Raw genomic sequence first — 19,252 nt, 5'->3', positions numbered from 1 at the left:
TAAGGACTGACCATGGACAAGGATTATCTACCTTTTCACCCTAATCCAAGCAAACCCGAGTTTAAGGTGCCGGAAGGTGCTGTGGATAGCCATTGCCACGTATTTGGCCCAGCAAGTAAATTCCCTTACTCGCCAAAACGTAAGTACACGCCGTGTGATGCCTCTAAAGAGCAGTTATTCGCACTAAGAGATTACCTCGGCTTCAGCCGCAACGTTATTGTTCAGGCGTCTTGCCATGGTACAGACAATGCTGCTTTGGTAGATGCGCTCAACACCGCTGGTGATTTAGCTCGCGGCATTGCCTTTGTCGATGAAACCGTCACTGACGAAGAGCTGCAACTGATGGATAAAGCTGGCGTTCGTGGTGTGCGTTTTAACTTCGTGAAACGACTTGTTGATACCGCGCCAAAAGAAACGTTAAAGCAGATTGCAGAAAAAATTCGCCCACTGGGCTGGCATGTCGTTGTCTACTTTGAAGCGCAGGATATTGACGAGGTTGCGCCATTCCTGAATGAACTTGATATGACTGTTGTCATCGACCACATGGGTCGTCCTGATGTTTCTAAAGGCGTCTACAGCGAAGAGTTCGAGAAGTTCATCAACATGATGGAAAGCAACCCGCAGATCTGGACGAAAGTGAGCTGTCCAGAGCGTTTGACACTTACTCCACCAGACTATTCAGACGTAGTTCCTTTCGCTCGTGAGCTCGTTGAGCGCTTCCCTGAGCGTGTTTTGTGGGGTACTGACTGGCCGCATCCAAACATGAAATTACACACACCAGATGACGGTCATCTTGTTGATGTGATTCCAAAAATCGCGCCATCGGAAGAGTTGCAACAAGCGCTGCTTGTGACTAACCCGATGAAACTGTACTGGCCGGAGGAAGTTTAAAATGTCTTATCTTGATAACAAGTCCTCAATTGAAGGCACCGTTCTGTTTGACGGTGAAATGGCTCGTAAAGGTTACGGTCTGAATAAGATGTGCTTTTCTCTCAACACGGCTGCAGCTCGCGAAGAGTTTCAGCGTGATGAAATGGCTTATTGCGATAAGTTTGGTCTGACGGAAGAGCAGAAAGTCGCGATTCAAAATCGTGATGTGCTTGGCTTACTGAAGTTAGGTGGAAGTATTTACTATTTGGCTAAGTTTGCTGGCATGCTTGGTCTGAATATGCAAGATATTGGTGCGATTCAAACCGGCAAAACGGTTGAAGAGTTTAAGCAAATGTTAGTCGACGCGGGGAAATAATCATGGCAAAAATTATAGGTGGTATCGGTACTTCACATATCCCTGCTATCGGCAAAGCGATAGAGAACAATCAACAGCAGGAACCGTACTGGAAGCCGTTGTTTGATGCGTATCCTCCGATTCTTAAATGGTTAGGGGAAGAAAAACCAGACGTTGCGATTCTGTTTTACAACGACCATGGTCTTGAATTCTTTATCGACAAAAAGCCAACGTTCGCGATTGGCGTGGCAGACCGTTATGAAAACGCCGACGAAGGTTGGGGCATTCAAACGATTCCAGATGTGAAAGGGTCTCCAGACTTAGCGTGGCACATTTCTAACCACTTGGTTGAAAATGAATTCGACATCACGATTTGTCAGGAAATGAAAGTCGACCACGGTCTGACGGTTCCTATGCAGCTTCTATGGCCAAATTACTCGTACGACAATGTTCAGGTTATTCCTGTTTGTATCAACTGTGAGCAGCATCCAATGCCTTCTCCAAAGCGTTGTTACGACCTGGGTAAACAGATTGCTGCGGCAGTTGAAAGCTTCGATCAAGACTTGAAAGTGGTTGTACTTGGCACTGGCGGTCTTTCACACCAGTTGGACGGCGAGCGAGCAGGGTTTATCAATAAAGAGTTCGATCTTTACTGTATGGATAAGTTAGTTGCAGAGCCTGAATGTCTGACTAAACTTTCTGTCCTTGACCTTATCAAAGAGGGTGGTGCTCAAGGCCCTGAACTGAACATGTGGCTTGGCATGCGTGGAACACTGCAAGGTGAGCTGAATGTGCTACAAAGCAGCTACCACGCACCGATCTCAAATACCGGCTCCGGTACGATGTTAATCGAGTCAAAATAGTCGTTAAAAGACTTGTTCATTCTCTCCTTGTTAAGCGGTCCAGATGGGCCGCTTTTTTTTGACTGGCGGTCCTTAACTTAGTTCGCTTTTTGCTTATCTCTTTTCTGAAACTCACAATTGGACAATACCTTCTTAGAGTCATTACGTAAATTAGCGGAATACGAATAACTTCAAGTATGGGAAAGCTCATTTTAGGGAAGGTAAATTATATGTGCACATCAATTCTCAGCTTCACTAATATAGAGAAATAAGAAGAATGCATATAACTATCTATTAGATTAAATCGCTACTTTAGCTATCAGAATAAGATAATTAAAAGTACACAGACAAATCCGATAAGTTCGTTTTGCCTGTGTACTTTAATGTTCTATAGCGTTACTTATACCCAAGGGGCAAGAGGATCGGCTTGCTCCATTATTACCTTTAGATCTGCTTTTGGCGGGTATATCAGTTCATTTGTAATTGAGATTTTAATTGCTTTAGCTTCTTCTTTTATCGATTTGACTTTCTGATCCCAACCTTCAGTAAACACAGCACCCCATGAACCAAGGTCTAAACAGGTAACATAGTTTTCTTGTTTGTATGGCAAGTAATCACAATCCAACAAGCTAGCTGCTACATTATGCCCAGCGAACTTACCCATTAATATTGCGTGCTGGCAACTCATAAGAGCGTGATTGCCTTTATCATCCGTCGCTGCGTAGGCTACATCACCGGTTGCGAATACATTCGACTGCTCTTTTACTTTCAATGACGGCTCTACAATTAATCGGCCCTGAGGTCCTTGCTGTTTCGAGAACATGTCAGTCAGATCATTTGCTTTAACTCCGGCCGTCCAAATTACGGTATCTGACTGAATTTCCTCACCAGTACACAGTAGTAAGCCATTTGAAGTAATTTCTTCAATTTGCGCATTAAGCATCCATTCAATCTCAAGAGCGTCCGTAGCTTGTTTGATTACATTCTGAAGCTCTTGGCTGTAATTGGTGCCGATTTGATTGTTACGTTCAACGATAATTACTCTGACCGGTTCACTTTCACCAAACATCGCTTTGAGCCTGGAAGGCAGTTCCGTAGCAATTTCAATTCCTGTGAATCCCCCGCCGCAAACCACAACAGTATTGCGAGATTTAGATGAAGGCTTACTTGCTAAATCGTTAATGTGTTGTTCAAGCAATGATGCGGTATCGATTTGATCGAGGTCGAAAGCATTTTCTGTAATACCTTTCACCATGTCTCTGCGGAGGTTTGAACCTGCCGCTAGTACAAGTCTGTCATAGCCCTTAGTCACAGAGTGATTCTTTTCGTCTAGATAAACTACTTGTTGTTTTTCTGACTCGATATTCGTGACTACACCTGAAACAAATTTAACCCCTATCGTATCGAATACAGGCATCAGTGGAGATACCAGTGTATGTACTTTTGATTCATAAAAACGTGGACGAACACGTAGCTCTGCCACTGGAGCAATAACGGTAACATTGATGTCATCCGCATTCTTTAGCTTTGCCAAACGCGCTGCACTTAAAGCTGCCCACATACCCGCAAACCCTGCACCTACAATCACTATTTCTTTGTTCATTTGAGATTCCTCGTTAGCTTCTGTCTCATCATTTTTTCGAAGCATACAAGAAAAAATAAACTGCGACAACATTAGTCGTAGTTTATTTTTTTGATCAATTTCTTTATGCTTATAGCAAGTGAGTGATTTACACTGCCAAGTGATTAGATATAGAGGGAAACTCATGGCTTTTTACAGCTCGGGCGTCGAGTACGGGATTCACTGTTTGGTGAACATGGTTGATGAAGAAGGTATGCCTAGGGAGATGTCAGTTCGAGAAGCAGCAAAGTTGCAAGGCGTACCTTATGATTATTTGGGAAAAATATTTACTAAGTTCTCAAAAGCTGGGCTAGTCGAGAGTTCGGAAGGTCGCAAAGGTGGCTATAAGCTTGCTAAGTCTCCAGCAGACATAAGCGTGCTTGATATAGCGATTGCAATTGATGGTGAGAAATCTATTTTTGAATGTAAAGAAATCCGTCAGCGTATGAACATTTTCACCGATGACGTACCGAGTTGGGCATGCGAAGGCATCTGCGGTATTCATTCAGTAATGAGAAAAGCTCAGTACCAAATGGAAAAAGTGTTAGCGGAACAATCTATTTTAATGCTTTCTAAACAAATGTATGAAAAAGCACACTCTACCTATGCTATAGAAATTAAAGATTGGATAGACTCAACTCGAAGTCCTGAGAATAAAGCTTAGCCCCCGACCACGATAGATGTATGGCCCATTTAACCTTAGAGTTAGCTTAGAATTCATAGCTTCTGTTCGTAAAAACCTCAGAAATACTGCTGAGGTTTATTAAAAATGACAACTTGAAGATGAACTATTTACCTAAAACTGGTAATTGTAAGTAAGACGCATATTTCCCCACCACAATGAACAATGTGTTGACCCTTATTTGCTCCTACATACTCATCTATTGCAGGCATCAATGTTCCCATAAGGTTACGAGAACTAATCATAAATCGAATTTGTTCTCCAGGATAAAAAACTAATCCTAATGGGGATAAATCGACTTCAATTTCAACAAATTCACCTTTAGATAATTTTTCTACTCTGTCAAAACTATGTGCCGGTATTTCATCAGTTCTTCTATTATCACTTGTCGAAAAGATGTAATTTTCTTAACAATCTCTTGCTCTTCGGGAGGGCAAAGTTCACCCGTGTTTTTGAGCACCACCTTAGACCATGGGCAAAGTCTACAATGAACTCCACCGAATCAGTTTCCTAATCAACGAAGACGGCGTGATTGAACACGTTTTCAATAAGTTCAAAACCAAAGACCATCATGAAGTTGTTTTAGACTACCTAAACAACAAGTAACTCTTAATTTGCAAACGGAGTCGGTTCTACTAGTACCGGCTCTGCTTTGGAACCGCTTAACGAGCTTTCGAACTGCTATGTTCACTCGATTCGCTTGGTAATTAAGGTACGACAGAATCGCTTGGTGATCACAAGTTTCAGTCCGATCAGGCTGAAACGAAAATGGACATTTGTGAGTTATAGGATGTACTAAATTAGATAAATACGGATAAAGAGGAGTATCAGTCTTTGGTTCTCTCTAGCTATTTTTGCGATGGAAACGTTAAAGGATTGATAAATCCAGACCTAAAATTTATTTAAATAGGCCTGGATTTTTTACCTATTTATTCTGATTGGACTAGAGCATCTAATGCAGTTGTTAGATAATCATAAATTTCTGTTTGCGCTTCGCAGTCAGTAATCCAATCTCGCTCTTTCCCTTTAATATCCGGTTCTCCTCTTAATGAACAACCGTCGACCCGAGAAATAGCACTTTGTAGCTTAGACACCGCCTCCTCGTTATCTCCCACATTCAGTGCGACTGTTACTTGGGTTAAGAAGTTAGTTATAGCCTGTTGATTTCCAATGGTTGTAACTTCACTTGTGTCTAATTCAACCAACACATCATTTGCTTCCACCACTTCAATTTCCGCAAATTCTTCAGGGATTGTAGCTGTCACAATTACAGTATCGGGAACTCCTTCACCTAGCGAATCACTAACAGTCAACACTACTTCGTATTCTCCCTCTTTATCTGGCATAAACGAGGGGGTTACCGAGTCGGTACCAATAATAGATGCTAAACTTCCTTCAGGTAAGGATACAAAATTCCACTCATAGCTTAGTGTTTCCATTTCGGGATCTGAACTAGCGTTTCCATCCAACAGAACTAGAGTGTTAATAACGACTAATTTATCAGCTCCAGCATCCGCACTAGGTGCAATATTGTCAGTGCTGATGAACACTTCATCATATTCACTAAGCAATCCTTGTTCATCGGTAACCTGCAATTTAACCGTGTATTCTCCCGGCAAGTCTGTTGTTAGTGTTGGCCTAGCTGTATCGTTACCAAAGAACCGTTCAACAGCCGAGCTACCATCGGGCAGGTTCACTACAGTCCAATTAAACTCCAGTAACTCTGTTGGCGTATTATCATCGAAAGAACCTGTACCATCTAATACTATGCTTTCCCCTGCTCGAATGGAAATATCAGCCCCTGCATTGGCCACGGGCGCTTCGTTTGCGGGCTCAAGATTCTTAGGACGCGCCAAGATAGTGGTTCTGTAACAATCTTGGTAGTCATCGGCTTCGCAGACAACTGCACCAAATACCACTTCACCTCGATCATTAAAATCAATTTTGTTAGCGTTGGCAAACTCCGCTCTATGAAGGATTTTACCATCCGTGGTCAGAGCGTATGTGATTCCATTTTCAAAAACCGCAATGGGGTCATTTACAGGTGGCCCCAAGATTTCGCCATTGGAGGAAACCTGTGGGTCGACAATAAGTAGCTTGTGCCCAGATGAAGTGTAAGGTGCGATGAGCACTTGGTTTCTGTTGTTGATCTTTGAAGTAGTACGGAAATTTAAGTATTCATCTCCTGTTTGTATAATTTTAACCGTCCCAGTTCGTGAAACGAGGTAAATTGCATCACTTCTATCCTGTTCATTAATTGAAGTAGCCACGGCAATACCAGATGAATTAATACCATCAACATTTCCATGCCCAAAGAAGCCCCATATGTTAGGGACATCCATAGAAGTAAAAGGTCCATTAGTATTAATGTTATACCAGTAAAATCGAACACCACCGGTGCGTATTTTGTCTGCATATAGCACATCACCATTTTCCCCGACAACCGGATAGATATGAGCTGTTGTTAATTCGTATGGGTCAAAAGGAATTGTGACAGAGCGAGTAGTCGTACCATCTAAGATAAGAAGTCTGTGTGCAGATATATCGTAATCATAATAGCGAGAAGCCATCTGTCTGTTATTGTTAACATTATGAGGGGAGTAAGTATTAGTAATACTATTGACTTGCATAAGTGTGTCAACGTCCCCTGATGGACTAAGTCCACGGACAAAAGTGGTTTGCGGCTCTTGTTGGTTTTCCGCAAAAATAATCAATCCATCGTCGTTAATATCAAAAGTACGAGGGTTAAAGTAGGATCCCTCTGGGATTGCAAGTCCTAATGCGCGTAAGCTACCATCCCGATAACGGTACGCGTCAAGTAGTGGTGTCGCGTTATCTCTAATATAAAACGTTACTTCACCCTGATTATTGATGGAGGCACCCTGATGAATTGCCGACCAGTTACTTTGCATAAGATCTTTGAGTGGGGCTCCGATATCTATGTAGTCAAACTGGTGTTCGCTGTAAGGTACTAAAGAATCCAATCTCACTGTCACACCCGCATTACGACCAGTAGAATGATCGGCAGAAAACATACCAAATTGCACGTATGTACCTGAAAGTAGAGGAAACGGTGGTGTATTTAAATCGTCAGATGTTACCGAACCAGTGGGAAGGAAAAAGTTAAGCCTTACCATATCAACCGTAGAGCCATCACAGAATGGCAAGCAGCCCGTTATTCCCCACAAATCAGCGGCAGGAGCAGACTGTGTGGAGATGACAGGAGTTATCAAAACGGCTGGCTGATTGACTCCAAAGATAGCTGTCATTGATAAGGCAGGATATTTGCCTTGATAATCAACAGAAGTTGCAGTATCAGCTGTCGCAGTGTCATAGGAGAAGTCTATTATAAACGGATCTCCTACATTACCATTAAGTGGCAACTCTGATATATCACCAGTGATGTTAGTTACTACACCTTCAGCTCTATATTGTAAAACCTCAGCGTAGCTAAATGTCACTGAAAAGGTTGCTAAGATAAAGATTATAAATCTGAAAAAAGTGCTCTTATAGTTGTGAATCAATCTATTCTGCCAAGCACTATTTTCGCCTTTGCATCTTTCAAAATTAACCAAATATATAGAGTTCAATAGTCTGCCCCCTAATTGGTTTAAGGTATCTGAAGTCATAGTGGTTCTCCTCTCATTATTCTAGTATTCATAACTTTCAGGTGTAGCCATTAACGAACACATCAAACCAAAAGAAACCCTAATATTTTTAAGTAGATAAATTCCTGCCACGATTTACTAGTCATAACATTTAAACCAAGATCCTTTCTGGCTGATAGCAACGGAGTATAGGAGGGTGTAATCGGACAAAAACTATCAAAATTGATAGTTTTTTAATTCTATTCATAAACTATCCTCTTTGTATCTATTATTACTTTCTTTTTGAAGTCGTAATAGTGGTAATTTTAACTTTTGGCATGAAGGGTATTCTAATGGTTAAGGTAATAAACATTATTAACAACTTATTAGTAACGTGTATATTAACCATAATAGCTGCCGGTGTTAATGCTCAAGCAGTCAAACACGACGTATGTCATTATGATAATAATGGCGGCTATTATGAATTAATAAATATTTCATTTAAGGCATTATCAGCCCATAAAAATCATGGTGATGCACTGCCTGGAGAACAAATACCAACTAATCCTGGTTACATATTTGATGATAGTTGCCAGCCAATAGCGGCTAGCACATGCCCATGTGACTTTAGCTCAGAAAGCCTCGCGACTCTGGGCATTGACGGCTCTCAAGAGTCATGTGTAAACGATATACCAGGCCAAGAGTTAGGTATTCGTGTTGTAGGTGTAAGTACTTCAGTATGGGTGACTGACACAACTACATCTCCTAGCTGCCACGGCTCTACAAATGGCTCCCAGGTTATATACTCACCTTTAGAATTTAATAGTCAGGAATTTGAAGATTGCAAATCGGATATTAGATTGCGGGCAGAAGAACTCGGAATAGATACAGTTGCTGGCTGTTTATAGAGAAATATTATTCATTCATTACTTAATTACAAATGAAAATACTAATTTTTTATTATTTATTCATAAACTAACCTCTTTGTATCTACTGTTATTTTACTTTTTATCAAATTAATTATATTAAGTACTTATGAAATAATAATTATAATAGTTAAGGTAATAGATCTTATTATCGATGTGTCTATAACAATAATTTTTATATCTGTAACTCTCGATAATAAAGAAAAGGATAAGGTGTATTATGTTATTTTGTCGTGTAAGAAGGATTTTTATCTTCGCTATTTTTATTTCCGCATCTACATTGGCAAGTATTGACTATACAAACTATGTAATTGTTGGAGGAAAACAATGGGCTCAACCAGTTGATTTTATGGGTTTAAATTGGAATGATATAAACCTAGTATGTCCAGAAATTAATGGAGGTTTATGTTTTGAAAATACTGAGTTGAACGGATTTAATATGTCTGGTTGGATATGGGCAGACCGAATTGTTCTATCAGAGTTGCACACTCACGAAGATATTGGTGTGACATTATCAGCTAGCGATTTAGTAAATCAACGGTATATTGAGCCGGACTCAAGTTGGGCACCTGCTTTTTTTTCAATATTCACACCTACATTGCAAGGTGCAAACTTTAATTACTTAGCAGCTCTAACTCGTGAATCCATCCCTGCTCAACCAGGAAACTTCTATCTACAAGGTGTAGAAGATTGGTCTTTACCATCGACAAACCCCGATGTTGCAGATCTAAGGTATACATGGAGTAAATCATTAACAGATAATCGATTTGGAGCTTGGTTTTATAGATCTATCTCTATTGCAATTGATATTAAGCCGGGTAGTGAGCCTAATTGTTTCAATATCAATGATCGTGGGGTAATACCTGTTGCAATTTTGGGCAGCAATACCTTTGATGTTAATGAAATAGTATATGAAAGCTTATCTTTTGCTGGCTTAGACGTTCGAGTTAGAGGTAATAAAGGCCCGCTATGTCATGTTGATGATGCTAATGACGACGGATTGTCTGACTTGGTCTGTCAATTTGAAGATAACGAGGAAAACTGGAGCCCTGGTGATGATATCGCTTCGCTTACTGGTACATTGGTTAGTGGAGTGGAGTTTGAAGGTGAAGATTCAATCTGCGTAGTTCCTTAATCAAGTTCAAAGCACATTGTGCCTCTTGGCCTCAAGCTCAGTAATTTAACCAAGCAGGCTAAGTAAATATCGGAGATAGAAATTGTTATATATTAATAATTTCTATCTGCTTTATTCTGTGCTTTCGAATCAGTTGTTACTAAACATAAATATCCAGCAATCGATTAGCCTTGCACAACATTTCTATTGTAGTGGTTTTTGCCCATCAACAAGAGCAAAATGATCATTGTCAATATTAGTTTGGAGAGGTACTTCCTCTCCCTTAGATTAGCACTGAAGAAGATCTTTATTTTCCAATTTCTTGTAAGGTTTGATTCAGAAGGTTAATCAATATTTACATTCAGTAATCGATTTACCTTAGATAACATTTCTATCTGATTATGAGATGCAAATTTGCGTAACAGATTTTTTATATGAAAACGCACAGTAGTTTCAGAAACACATAATTTATTCGCAAGTTGTTCAGTTGACAACCCGTTCATTATCCCACTTAAAACATGAGACTCAGCTCTACTGACATCAAATGCCGCCTTCAGTCTATCTGGAGAGCCCAAATTCCGATTTGCTGCTAGAATAAATAACAAACATCCGACTTGATGGTTCAACCAGTCGTAAGACTGTTCATTCATTTTCCAAGGAAGACAAATGACCATATTTTGATGGTCACCCTCTTTAAATGGGATAAAGCGCCCAAGAAGCACTTTGTTTGAGTACAACGTTTCAGCAATTGTTTTTTGTAATGCAATATTTGCTGAATGGTCTGGCAATATGACACGAAAATTTTGTTTCATGTTATTCATATTCCTCAGATATTTTTGAGCCTTGCTATTGCTGTGAACAAGTTGACCATTATTAGAGAGGAATATTACGCCAGCTGATAAGTGCTCAAGAGCATCTAAACACATCTGCTGTGCAATCTTAGAATCAAACAAATGCATATTGATTAGAAAAGCTCGTTTTAAATGAGGTGTTAAACATTTCATCATTTCTAAATCAGCTATGGTGAAAACGGAATCGTTTTCGCTCCTTACAACTGACAGCCATCCTCTTTTTTCCTCATCTTTATAAAATAAACAACAATTAAAAAAGGCATAGCCCAGATTTTTATAAAACTCTTCATACGGAAAACATTGATATAGAGTTGTAGAATCCCACACATTTTGAGTCAAAATGGCACTACTAGCAGGTATGGTTTCATATATTTCGGTAAAATTATCCCTACCAATATAATTTTTTTCGTACAATTCTATATCAGATAAGCTAACCCCATTACTATAAATGTTTCTGAATTCGGGTTTTCGAGTATCCTCTAAACAAAAGTTAACACTATGTCCTCCAACTGAAGATTGAATCTTTTCAGCCATAGGTATCCATTGAAGAGGATCACTAGCAGCGCTATATATGTCATCTATCAGCTCTAAAACCTGTTCAGGTTTTACTAACCTGATCGTCATACCTTATCACCCTTTACCTTGTTGGATAATCTCCTTGCCAAAGACGTTGTAAGGGCTGCATTTAATATTAACTAATCTATCAATATTAGTTCTCATTTGTGATATTTGTAGGTACTGTAAGTCTATATGGATTAATTATTATGTAATAAGCTGAAAATTAAGAAATTAAATCATGGTTGTCTTGCTTGTTCTTAGGAAAGCTGTCGCTGAAAAAGATGTTGCAGTCAGTTCAGTGTTAAATTCAGTGTGGTATTAGAAAAAGTATCACAAACTTAGGGTACCATTTCCAATAGAGTAATTACGTTAGCTTGCAATGGGGCAAAAGTAAGTTTTATAACGCAAGTTGCGTCACGTCACCTGCATGATTGATTTGTAATGCAGAGAGGAGCAAATTTAAGTAAACCGCTGTGAGTTGGTTAAATCGGCTTCGTGACAGAACCTATAAGCTATACATCAAACGAAATAGTTGTATTTGTCATTTTCGCAATTAGCCCACTTACTCTTTTGCGCATCTCCCGTCTATCAACAATCATATCGAGTGCACCATGCTCTAAAAGAAACTCACTTTGCTGAAAGCCTTCAGGCAATTTTTCCCGCACCGTTTGTTCAATAACACGACGCCCGGCAAATCCGATTCTGGCTTTAGGCTCTCCAATATTGATGTCACCTAACATAGCCAGACTAGCTGAAACACCACCATATGTCTGATCTGTGAGTACGGATATATAAGGTAATCTGGCGATCGACAGTTTATTTAAAGCAGCACTGGTTTTAGACATTTGCATCAGAGACATAAGCGACTCTTGCATGCGAGCCCCACCACAAGCAGAGAAGCATACTAACCCGCAATTAGCTTCAATTGCAGCATCTACAGCCTTAACGAAACGAGCACCAACAACGGAACCCATCGAGCCTGCCATAAAAGAAAACTCAAATGCGCAGGCAACAATCGGTAAACCCATTAAGTTTCCTTTCATCACAACTAACGCATCTTTTTCTCCTGTGCTTTTCTGTGCCAAAGCAAGGCGTTCCTTATATCGTCTAATATCTTTAAAGTTCAACAAATCTTTAGGCTCATGCTCTTGGGCAATCTCCATGCATTCGCCCTTATCCAGAAAGGTTTCTAAACGACGGCGCGCCGCCATCCTCATATGGTGGCTGCATTTGGAACAGACGGATAAATTCTCTTCCAAGGCAATACGATACAGAACCTGATCACATGATGGGCATTTGGCCCACACCCCTTCTGGAATCGACGCTTTACGGGTCGCGTTCAACTTGTTTTTATCTAATAACTTTTCTAACCAACTCATAGCAAACCTTTGTAGACCATTTAAATTTATAACCATTGTATAAGCCTGTTTTTGGTAATAAAGTCACTTGTATGGGTTTAATAATCCAACAAAATGGGATTAAAGATATGTTTGATAAAATTGACCAGCAGTGGCTAAAAAGTTTTCACTGTGTTTATGAGAACAATAGTTTTAAACGAGCCGCAGAATTTCTCAGTTTGCCAACATCGAACGTCAGCCGCCATATCGCTTTACTGGAAGAGAAACTAAATACGCGACTATTCGACAGAACCACACGACGAATCGCTCCAACAGATGCAGGAGACCATCTTTATCTACGTACTCAACCATTAATCGAAAGACTGGATGACGCGCTTGAGGAAGTAGCTCAACACTCTCAGGAAATCATTGGGCAACTGAAAGTTTTGATGCCCGATTCACCACATTTAGCTCAAGCAGTGGTTTCTTTCTGTGCCCAACACCCCTCCATATCATTATGTTGCGATACCAGCATAAATCCAAAGGAAGACTTCCTGGATGGTTTCGACATCATCTTAAGTTTTCACCGAGGAAAGCTCGACGACAATAACTGGATAGCGAAAGAGATCAAACGTTGGACAAGTGCTGTTGTGGCATCCCCCAAACTCATACAGAAGTATCCAAAACCTTTTAAGGTTACCGATTTAAAACATGTTCCATGTATCAATACCTTTACCGCGTTGAATGGAACACCATGGATCTTCAAAAATGCTGAAGGTGCGCTAGTTACTCAAAAGGTACAGTCTTCATTTAAAATCAACAGTGGATATCTAGCTAAATCAGGCGCATTAGCTGGGTTGGGGTTCGCGATACTACCAACCGAATCCTGTCGTAATGAGATAGAAGCTGGTTCACTGGAAATAATAGCAATGGAGTACGAACCTGAAGATTTGGTGTTATATGCCTTTTACGCTTCCAGAAAACACTTGGCAAAAAAGATCCCAACGTTTATTGAACACCTAAAGCACCAAGCACATTAATATAAAAGTACATATGCAGACGAACAATGGCTGTAAAAGGCTTAGTCTGAAACGCGTATTTTAATTTAGGTGATTATCTACTTAAATTGGTTACTACCCCGTATCCGAGGAAAGTAAATTCTGAGAGTTTTAGCATCACATTCTAGTTCCCAGACATAAGGAAAAGTTTGATGATTTCGATCGAGCGCTCTAAAACTGAGTAAATATGTTAACAAAGAATAGGGCAAAACTTTATTAGCCTGAGGCGAGCTGAAAATAAGGATACCTAGGTATCCTTATTTGGGGGAGGTTGTTACATGTCAGAGGGTATTATTTCGTCGGCTTTGGATCTTCATATGGTAAGCCTACGTATTGCTCGGCAATCATCGTTTTACCTGATTCGCTATGTAGGCAGTAATCCAGTTCAGATGTCATCAGGTGACTGAATATAGCGCCATCCGTGTTGTTCACGCTGAGTTCGTCAAAGTCGTGCAGCATGTTGGTCATCCACCACGAGAAACGCTCGCCGTGCCATACTCGGCGTAAGCAGATATCTGAATATTGCTTGATGCATTCCATATCGTCATTTTTGTACACTTGGGTCATGATCTTGTACAACGTCGCTACGTCAGAGGCTGCCAGGTTAAGCCCTTTGGCACCTGTTGGAGGTACAATGTGTGCAGAGTCACCCACTAGAAACAATCGACCGTATTGCATCGGTTCACACACAAATGAACGCAGTGGCGCGATACTTTTTTCGATACTAGGACCGGTTTGTAAGTTTTTGCTCGCTTCAGCGGGTAAGCGTTTTTTTAGTTCGTCCCAGAACTTGTCGTCACTCCAGTCTTCTACTTTATCTGTTGCGGGAACCTGTAAGTAATAGCGTGAACGAGTGGATGAACGTTGGCTGGCTAAAGCAAAGCCTCGTGGGTGTTTACAGTAAATCAATTCGTCATCAACAGGTGGGGTATCGCTTAGCAGCCCAAGCCAGCCGAATGGGTAGACTCGCTCATATTCTTTACGGATGGTATCTGGAATCGTTGGTCGTGATACACCATGGAAACCATCACAACCGGCAATAAAATCACATTGCAACTCGTAAAGGGTACCTTCGTGCTCAAATCTGACCGCAGGGGAAGTAGAGTCAGGCGCGACTATTTCGGTAACGGGTGCATCATAAAAGCTTGGTAGACCGGCAGCACTTCTCGCTTCCATTAAATCGCGGGTGATTTCGGTTTGTCCGTAGCAAGTCACGACTTTGCCGCCAGTGCGTTCTTTCAAGTCTATTCTGGTACTTTCACCGTCGACACTGATTTGAAAGCCGTCATGGATGTGTCCTTCTTTATCCATACGAGCGTTACAGCCTGCTTCTTTGATAAGGTCAACAAAACCTTGCTCAAGGATGCCCGCACGTATTCTGGACAGGACATGATCAGCAGTTGAACGTTCTATGATGACATTATCGATGCCCTGTTTCGCAAGCAGTTGGCCAAGTAAAAGACCTGAAGGGCCAGAGCCAATAATTGCAACTTGTGTTTTGATAACTTCCATTTTAAGCACTCCGCTTGTTTGATTCCTTGTGTTTCTATTTTGTTAATAAAGTGTGATTCTCTCCATTCACATACAGGGCAATTTCTTGTACTTTTAAGTCATATATGGATATTTTTTTGATCGGTTGGGTGAGTGATGAGTTCGATATCTGATGTGCCAAGGTTCTTCTTATATGGAGAAGAGAGTGACAGCAATAATTCCGAGTTTGTTCACGTGGAGACCATTGCTGCTCGCAGCGAAACCAGAGGGTGGCGTATTAAGCCACATCGACATGGAAAGCTATTCCAAATCTTAGTTTTGGATAGTGGAAATGCGGAAATTTCTTTAGATAATAAAAAGATAAATGTTAACAATGCCAGCGTGATAGCAATTCCTACTGGGGTGGTTCATGGCTTTGTTTTTTCACCGAATACGGAGGGATATGTTGTCAGTATCGCGGAACCGATGATTCAACATTCGGCGTTATCGTACGCTGAGAGTGTATTTGAGACCGTGCTGGATAAACCAAGAGTGCTCTCATTTTCAACCGAGGATAAGGTTCTTACTCAACTGCATGATTATTGTAATTTATTGTCATCTGAACTGAATGCACACGATGTGGGAATGAGACAAGCTTCTGAATGGTTAGCAAAGATGATCTTATTGACTCTATTCCGAGCAATAAAGCAACAAGACGAAGAGACTAACGTTGGTAGCTCAATAAATAGTCACTACTATCAATTCCAAAAACTACTCGAGAATAACTATCGTCGTCATTGGACTGTCGCTCAATATGCGCAAGCGCTGCAAACGTCTGTTTCGACGTTAAATCGCGTATGTCGCAAATCAAAAGGGGTGGCGGCAAAATCGATTATTGCAGAGCGACTGTTTGTGGAAGCGAAGCGCAGCCTTCTGTATACCCAATTGCATGTTGACCAAATTGCCTACAATCTGGGATTTGAAGACCCTGCGTATTTCTCTCGCTTCTTTAAGAATAAATCTGGGTTGAGCCCGACATCTTTCAGACAACTCAACCCATTCGACACGGAATATTAGAAAACGCTTGGATTAAAAAATATCTAGGTCATTACCGAGTACGACTTCTCCGTCGTAGCTCGCCTGAATTTCTTCCAATACGGATTCGATAGGCGCGCTGTAATGGAGAATGTGGCTAAGCACCAGCAATTTAGGTTTTGCTTCTGAGGCAATCTTTGCTAGCTCACTGGTTCTGGTGTGGCTTGTTGAGTGGTATTTTTGCCAAAATTTAGAAAGCTTCGACAGCCCTTGTTCGCTGATCACTTCATGCACCAAAACATCAGCGCCTTTCGCGATTTCGATCATCTTGTCTGAGTAGGCGGTATCGCCACTGATAACCACAACCTTGTCTGGCGTTGTCACTTTGTAGCCAAAGGCAGGACGGATATCACCATGAGGAACGGTAAACGCTTCGATTGTGACGCCATCTTGATCATAAACGGTGTTACTTTCGGTGTATTCGGTTACGTTCATCTGGTAGTTGGTTGGATCTTTTAACGGCTGTTTACCACTTGTGCGTAAACCAATATCAACCGACAACATGTCATAGTAGCCCGTTACAAATTTTTCCGTACCAACTGGGCCATAAAGCGATACTTTGTCGTCACGTCGCCACCAATAGGTTGCTGCCAATTCCGAGATGTCCAGAATATGGTCACTGTGAAGGTGTGTGATGAAAACGTGTTTGATGTTGGTTGGGTATAGGGCTTTGATGCCTTTCTTTTGTGCTGCTTCAATGGCTTTTTGAACCATGCCGCCACCCGCATCAAAGATAAATGCCGTATCGTTATACACTACAGCGGTTGATGGGCCAGAGCGGTCAGCATCAGGGACTGGCGTGCCCGTTCCTAACAAGATGACATCGGTTTTGGCTGATGCACTGACGGATAACAGTAAACCTAGGGCGCAAGTTATCGCAGGTACACAAATACCTGATCTAAAGATTTTCATTAGATTCTCCGGAAAGTTGAGTAGGGGATAGAGCCCTCACCACATTCCGTGTGATGAGGGTGATAGGAATTATTATAGAAGTCCCAGGGCGAGTGATGGGAAGCCGATGATTAATAGCAGGCGAGTGACGTCTGACATAACGAATGGGAACACGCCTTTGTACATGTCCTTAATGGATACGTCCGGTGCTAACGACTTGATGACAAATACGTTCATCCCTACTGGCGGCGTAATCAGCCCCAGTTCTACGGTAATTACCGCAACGATACCGAACCAGATTGGGTCAAAGCCTGCCGCTTCGATGAGTGGGTAAACCACCGGCACTGTCAGTAGCAACATCGCAATACTGTCCATGACACAACCTAATAGGATGAACAGCAACAGCACCGCAAACAGAACCATGTAAGGAGAAAGCTGCAGGCTATCGACCACTTCCACCAAGGTGTAAGAGATTCTTGAAACTGAAAGGAAGTAGCCAAAAATTTCTGCACCAATGATCATGAAGAAGATCATGGACGAGAGAGCCAGTGTTTCCTCTACCGCTTCAACAAATTGTTTCCATTTCATTCCTCGGAACAAGGCGATGACTAATGTACCCGCCGCGCCAATAGCTGCTGCTTCGGTTGGTGTAAACAGGCCAAAGTAGATACCGCAGATGATGAAAGCGAAGATGCCGGTGAAAGGAACTAAGCCTTTAAGCCCTTTGATCTTCTCTGCAAATGACGTTTGTTCACCTGGCGTTGCTAGCTCTGGTTTTAGCCAAACTGTGATAGCAATAGTCGCACAGTATAAGAACAGGCCAAGTAACCCAGGGATTAGACCAGCGATGAACATGTCACCCACAGACTGCTCTGTGATCAAGGCGTAAAGCAGAAGCGCGATAGACGGTGGGATCATGATGCCTAGAGTACCACCTGCCGCAAGCGTACCGGTTGCCAATGACATCGCGTAGCCATTCTTTTCCATTTCTGGCAGGGCAACGCGAGACATACTCGCCGCGGTCGCCAGAGACGAACCGGAGATAGCCGAGAAAACACCACATGATGTTACTGCTGCCAGTGCCATACCACCACGCCAGCGACCAAATAGCGTTCTCGCACCATGAAACAGCTCTTGAGACATCTGCGCTTTAGAGGCAAAGACACCCATGAGGATAAACATAGGAATCGGGCTAAAGCTGTAGTTAGACAGGGTTTCAAACGGACCGCTATCCAAAATCGCCATCGCTGAAGGAAAAGCAACAATAGATCCGAACCCAACAAACCCGGTTACCGCCATGGATAACGCGATAGGAGCTCTGAATGCTATCATTACTAACATTAACGCAATACAAATTAGACCAATCGTTGAAGCATCCATTAGACTAACTCCTCTTTGTTTCGTTGTTGCACGTTACTTTTTTTGTCGCTTGACTTTGCTGGTTCATTACCGCCATTTTTTGTCGCTGGGGTATGGCAGTGAAAAATAAGCTCACCGGCGATGATCAATGCGCGGATTGCAAGTAGCGCTGTGGCGACAACGACTCCCATATAGATATATTCCAGCGGGATTTGTAAGTCCTGAGTGGTTTCTCCAGTAAGCGCGGCTGATTCAATTGCGTCAAAGAAGCGCACTGACATACCCGCGCCCAGTAGTGCAAAACCTAGGTTGTAGAAGGCTTCAAGGTATATCTTCACACGATGATTCATTTTCTCAGTAAACAGGTCAACAATGACCTGAGATTTGGCTACCGAGTGAGGCATAGTCAGCAAAATGGCAAACAGCAAACCAAACTTAATCAGCTCTATGCCGCCAACAAAGGTTAAGTCAACACTGCCGTCTGTAAAATTAAAAACCGCACGAGTGATAACGTCAGCAAGCGTGATGAACATCATCGACACTAAGATAAAACCTGCGCCCAAGTGAGCGATATGTGCTGCGCGATTGACTAGGTTGATGAGTGTTTTCATAGTCTCATTCCCTTAATTCAGGCTG

General features: G+C 41.6%; 17 protein-coding genes and 1 pseudogene. 9 read left to right on the top strand and 9 right to left on the bottom strand.

Going from position 1 to position 19,252, the window contains the following annotated elements; translation table 11 throughout:
* Positions 1-12: 12 nt before the first annotated feature.
* From DBX26_RS18410 to DBX26_RS18400, 3 genes are read left to right on the top strand one after another with little or no spacing between them, the layout of a single operon-like run.
* Positions 13-891, top strand: a complete 879-nt coding sequence (locus tag DBX26_RS18410; RefSeq protein ID WP_118120450.1) for an amidohydrolase family protein — start codon at positions 13-15, stop codon at positions 889-891.
* 1 nt (position 892) lies between these two features.
* Positions 893-1,246, top strand: coding sequence for a protocatechuate 4,5-dioxygenase subunit alpha (locus DBX26_RS18405; RefSeq protein ID WP_014233887.1), 354 nt, complete (start codon positions 893-895; stop codon positions 1,244-1,246).
* A 2-nt stretch (positions 1,247-1,248) separates the two neighbouring features.
* On the top strand, positions 1,249-2,088 hold the full coding sequence (locus DBX26_RS18400; protein ID WP_014233888.1) for a class III extradiol dioxygenase family protein: 840 nt from the start codon (positions 1,249-1,251) through the stop codon (positions 2,086-2,088).
* A gap of 379 nt (positions 2,089-2,467) precedes the next feature.
* On the opposite strand, the gene DBX26_RS18395 is transcribed toward DBX26_RS18400, so the two are convergent.
* Complete coding sequence (locus tag DBX26_RS18395) at positions 2,468-3,670, bottom strand: NAD(P)/FAD-dependent oxidoreductase (protein WP_118121231.1); 1,203 nt, start codon at positions 3,668-3,670, stop codon at positions 2,468-2,470.
* A gap of 163 nt (positions 3,671-3,833) precedes the next feature.
* Between DBX26_RS18395 and DBX26_RS18390 the strand changes: the two genes are divergently transcribed.
* The gene (locus tag DBX26_RS18390) at positions 3,834-4,352 is read left to right on the top strand and encodes an Rrf2 family transcriptional regulator (RefSeq protein WP_118120448.1); all 519 of its coding nucleotides are present in this window, start codon (positions 3,834-3,836) and stop codon (positions 4,350-4,352) included.
* A gap of 128 nt (positions 4,353-4,480) precedes the next feature.
* On the opposite strand, the gene DBX26_RS25815 is transcribed toward DBX26_RS18390, so the two are convergent.
* Positions 4,481-4,675: a CocE/NonD family hydrolase C-terminal non-catalytic domain-containing protein gene (locus DBX26_RS25815; RefSeq protein WP_367947069.1), complete on the bottom strand. Its 195-nt coding sequence runs from the start codon at positions 4,673-4,675 to the stop codon at positions 4,481-4,483.
* Positions 4,676-4,841: 166 nt separating this feature from the next.
* On the opposite strand from DBX26_RS25815, the pseudogene DBX26_RS18380 reads away from it, so the two are divergent.
* Positions 4,842-4,976 (top strand): annotated as a pseudogene (locus tag DBX26_RS18380) (thioredoxin-dependent thiol peroxidase); the annotation flags it as partial.
* Between the two features lie 323 nt (positions 4,977-5,299).
* Here the strand turns inward: DBX26_RS18380 and DBX26_RS18375 are convergent.
* On the bottom strand, positions 5,300-7,999 hold the full coding sequence (locus DBX26_RS18375) for a PKD domain-containing protein (protein ID WP_118120444.1): 2,700 nt from the start codon (positions 7,997-7,999) through the stop codon (positions 5,300-5,302).
* A gap of 311 nt (positions 8,000-8,310) precedes the next feature.
* Between DBX26_RS18375 and DBX26_RS18370 the strand changes: the two genes are divergently transcribed.
* Both DBX26_RS18370 and DBX26_RS18365 read left to right on the top strand, forming a co-directional pair.
* Complete coding sequence (locus DBX26_RS18370; RefSeq protein WP_118120442.1) at positions 8,311-8,865, top strand: hypothetical protein; 555 nt, start codon at positions 8,311-8,313, stop codon at positions 8,863-8,865.
* A 238-nt stretch (positions 8,866-9,103) separates the two neighbouring features.
* Entirely contained in the window at positions 9,104-10,018 is a 915-nt protein-coding gene (locus DBX26_RS18365; RefSeq protein ID WP_118120440.1) for a hypothetical protein, read from the top strand.
* Between the two features lie 323 nt (positions 10,019-10,341).
* Here DBX26_RS18365 and DBX26_RS18360 read toward each other — a convergent pair whose 3' ends face one another.
* Together DBX26_RS18360 and accD are read right to left on the bottom strand one after the other, a co-directional pair.
* Complete coding sequence (locus tag DBX26_RS18360) at positions 10,342-11,472, bottom strand: helix-turn-helix transcriptional regulator (protein ID WP_118120438.1); 1,131 nt, start codon at positions 11,470-11,472, stop codon at positions 10,342-10,344.
* 446 nt (positions 11,473-11,918) lie between these two features.
* Entirely contained in the window at positions 11,919-12,785 is an 867-nt protein-coding gene (gene accD, locus DBX26_RS18355; RefSeq protein ID WP_118120436.1) for an acetyl-CoA carboxylase, carboxyltransferase subunit beta, read from the bottom strand.
* A 107-nt stretch (positions 12,786-12,892) separates the two neighbouring features.
* On the opposite strand from accD, the gene DBX26_RS18350 reads away from it, so the two are divergent.
* Positions 12,893-13,783, top strand: a complete 891-nt coding sequence (locus DBX26_RS18350; protein ID WP_118121230.1) for a LysR family transcriptional regulator — start codon at positions 12,893-12,895, stop codon at positions 13,781-13,783.
* A 309-nt stretch (positions 13,784-14,092) separates the two neighbouring features.
* Here the strand turns inward: DBX26_RS18350 and pobA are convergent, their stop codons facing one another.
* Positions 14,093-15,313: a 4-hydroxybenzoate 3-monooxygenase gene (pobA, locus tag DBX26_RS18345; protein ID WP_118120434.1), complete on the bottom strand. Its 1,221-nt coding sequence runs from the start codon at positions 15,311-15,313 to the stop codon at positions 14,093-14,095.
* Positions 15,314-15,448: 135 nt separating this feature from the next.
* Between pobA and DBX26_RS18340 the strand changes: the two genes are divergently transcribed.
* Positions 15,449-16,348, top strand: a complete 900-nt coding sequence (locus tag DBX26_RS18340; protein ID WP_118120432.1) for a helix-turn-helix domain-containing protein — start codon at positions 15,449-15,451, stop codon at positions 16,346-16,348.
* 12 nt (positions 16,349-16,360) lie between these two features.
* Here DBX26_RS18340 and DBX26_RS18335 read toward each other — a convergent pair whose 3' ends face one another.
* From DBX26_RS18335 to DBX26_RS18325, 3 genes are all read right to left on the bottom strand, one after another.
* A complete protein-coding gene (locus DBX26_RS18335) occupies positions 16,361-17,278 on the bottom strand; it encodes an MBL fold metallo-hydrolase (RefSeq protein WP_118120430.1) in 918 nt (305 codons plus the stop codon).
* A gap of 72 nt (positions 17,279-17,350) precedes the next feature.
* A complete protein-coding gene (locus tag DBX26_RS18330) occupies positions 17,351-18,637 on the bottom strand; it encodes a TRAP transporter large permease (RefSeq protein ID WP_118120428.1) in 1,287 nt (428 codons plus the stop codon).
* On the bottom strand, positions 18,637-19,227 hold the full coding sequence (locus DBX26_RS18325; protein WP_118120426.1) for a TRAP transporter small permease: 591 nt from the start codon (positions 19,225-19,227) through the stop codon (positions 18,637-18,639). Before DBX26_RS18325 ends, DBX26_RS18330 begins: the two co-directional genes overlap by 1 nt.
* Positions 19,228-19,252 lie beyond the last annotated feature (25 nt).

Origin of the sequence: Vibrio sp. dhg (assembly GCF_003443775.1) — a bacterium.
Classification (GTDB): Bacteria; Pseudomonadota; Gammaproteobacteria; order Enterobacterales; family Vibrionaceae; genus Vibrio; species Vibrio natriegens.
Note: the sequence above shows the minus strand (reverse complement) of the source record. Positions and strands in the feature narration are given on the sequence as shown.